2 protein-coding genes are annotated in these 1,403 nt (G+C 53.8%); both read left to right on the forward strand.

Annotated elements, in window-relative coordinates; all coding sequences use genetic code 11:
• Positions 1–935, forward strand: a 935-nt coding sequence (locus tag B2W96_RS03215) for a TRAP transporter large permease subunit (RefSeq protein WP_293008493.1), incomplete at its 5' end; no start/stop codon positions are given.
• Positions 936–1,162: 227 nt separating this feature from the next.
• Positions 1,163–1,354 (forward strand): DUF1540 domain-containing protein, encoded by a 192-nt coding sequence (locus B2W96_RS03220; RefSeq protein WP_293008495.1) that lies wholly within the window; start codon positions 1,163–1,165, stop codon positions 1,352–1,354.
• Positions 1,355–1,403: the final 49 nt, after the last annotated feature.

Below are 1,403 nucleotides of genomic sequence, written 5' to 3' on the forward strand. Positions count from 1 at the left end.
AGGGCGTGATTTCCCACATGTTCCGCGACATAGCGGCCAAACGCCCCACCATCAGCCGCGTGGGCCTTTACACCTTTGCAGACCCCCGCGTGGAGGGCGGAAAACTGAACACTGCAACGACTGCAGACATCGTAGAACTGATGGAGCTTGACGGACAGGAATACCTGCGGTACCGGCACCCGGAATCTCTGGACTACGCCTTTTTGCGCGGAACCTACGCAGACGAGCGGGGCAATATCTCCATGGAGGAGGAGGCCTGCTATCTCGAGTCTATTCAGGCGGCGCAGGCCGTAAAAAACAGCGGCGGCACCGTGTTTGTGCAGATGAAAGAGGTGGTCAGCACCGGCTCCTTGGACATGCGCAGGGTGCGCATTCCCGGTGCGCTGGTGGACTATGTGGTCCCTGTCTCGGATCACAAAAATCACATGATGACCTTTGACGAGCAGCGCAACCCCGCCTACTGCGGAAACTGCCGAAAGGTTCTCCACAGCGGAAATGATCAGGTTTATCTGGACACAAAAAAACTGATCAGTCGGCGCGCCGCCATGGAGATTGTTACCAACATGGGCATGGGTGTTGGCAAAATCGGCGCCATCGCCATTATGATGGTCATTGTATTTATCATGGGCATGTTCATCGACTGGGCCGGTATTGTGATGATTGTTCTCCCCATCTTCCTGCCCATCATGGATCAATTTGGCGTAGACCGCCTGTGGCTGGTAGGCGTGACCGCGGTCATCCTGCAAACCTGCTTTATGACGCCCCCCTTCGGCTTTGCGCTGTTTTACATCAAGGGCATCGTCCCGGAAAGCGTCACCATTCAGGAGATTTATCGAGGCGTAATTCCATTTATCATCATCATTGTCATTGTGACCATCCTGTGCATCGCTTTCCCGCAATTGGTGGTGGGCCTGCCCACAATGGTGAGCGGTTGACGACGCTTTGCGCCGTGCTTTTTAAACAATATCTTTTAAAGGGACCGGGGGCATCCGCCTCCGGTCCCCTTTTTGTTTTCAAAGCTGCTTGATTAAAAAAATTTTAGCATAAAAACCACACCTGTGCACAGACTATTTGCGGCGAAAGCCAAAGGATCGCCGGTTGTGCCGACAATCTTGGCTAAACCGGCAGTCCTTCAACATTCTTTTCATCAGGAGGCTTTTTTATGATGAAGGACATGACCAACCACGGCAGCGAATGCACTGCCAACACCAGCATCAAGTGCACGGTCGACAACTGCGCCTATCACTGCCAGGACAAGCAGTACTGCGGGCTGAATGCCATCTCTGTGGGCACCCATGAGTCTAACCCCACCGAGAGCAAGTGCGTGGACTGCGAAAGCTTCAAGCTGAAGTAAGGCAGAGTTAAGTCAGCCGCTTGCGGTCCCATCCGCAAGCTTTCCGGAG

It is taken from the genome of Oscillibacter sp. UBA6647 (assembly GCA_002455655.1).
Taxonomy (GTDB): Bacteria; Bacillota; Clostridia; order Oscillospirales; family Oscillospiraceae; genus Oscillibacter.

Excerpts from the sequence above, each read along its gene's own strand:
- B2W96_RS03220 (WP_293008495.1), top strand. The coding sequence starts at position 1,163 with ATGATGAAGGACATGACCAACCACGGCAGCGAATGCACTGCCAACACC.